The organism is Aquamicrobium segne (genome assembly GCF_042656785.1).
Lineage (GTDB): Bacteria > Pseudomonadota > Alphaproteobacteria > Rhizobiales > Rhizobiaceae > Mesorhizobium > Mesorhizobium segne.
The window spans coordinates 1-796 of the sequence record NZ_JBHSLL010000067.1 but is presented as its reverse complement, the minus strand read 5'-3'; the positions used below and the strand labels follow the sequence as shown (position 1 = coordinate 796).

Annotated in this window: 1 protein-coding gene; it reads left to right on the top strand. The window is 56.4% G+C overall.

Annotated elements, in window-relative coordinates:
* A partial coding sequence (locus tag ACFPLB_RS17415; RefSeq protein WP_378232047.1) for an autotransporter family protein occupies positions 1–796 on the top strand: 796 nt, incomplete at both ends.

The window sequence follows — 796 nt, the reverse complement described above, 5'->3', positions numbered from 1 at the left end:
TACCGGCTTTATCAGGGCGCAACATCAGCCCCGAATGACGGAAACTGGTATCTGCGCTCATCGCTTATCCCGACTGACCCCGAACCACCGCTCTACCAGCCCGGTGTGCCGGTCTATGAAAGCTATGCCCAGTCGCTGCTTGGCCTGAATGGCCTTTCCACCATGCAGCAGCGCGTTGGCAATCGCTTCTGGGCCGGCAATGGCAATCGGATGATCTCGCAAGGGGCGGATGCGGTCGAATATTATGCGCCTGCAGAAGAAGCCGGCGTGCATAGCCAGGGCAATGGCGTCTGGGGCCGCATTGAAGGGACGCATAACAAGGTTGATCCGAAATTCTCATCCTCAGGTGCCGACTACAGCCAGAACGCCCTTAAGATGCAGGCTGGCGTCGACATGCTCCTGAGCGAGGCCGAAAACGGCATGCTGATTGGTGGTGTGTTTGCCCATTATGCACATGGCAAGACCAAGGTTCACTCGATCTTTGGCGATGGCACGATTTCCACCGATGGCTATGGCTTTGGCGGCAGCCTGACCTGGTATGGCAATGACGGCTTTTATGTCGATGGTCAGGGGCAGGTGACCTGGTATGATTCCAATCTGTTCTCCACTCTTGCCAATACCAGCCTTGTTTCGGGTAATGATGGCTTTGGCTATGCGCTGTCGCTTGAGACCGGCAAGCGTTTTGCCATCACGCCGGAATGGTCGCTGACGCCGCAGGCGCAACTGACCTATTCCAATGTGCGCTTTGACAGTTTTGATGATGCCTGGGATGCTCATGTGAGCCTTGACCGGGGCA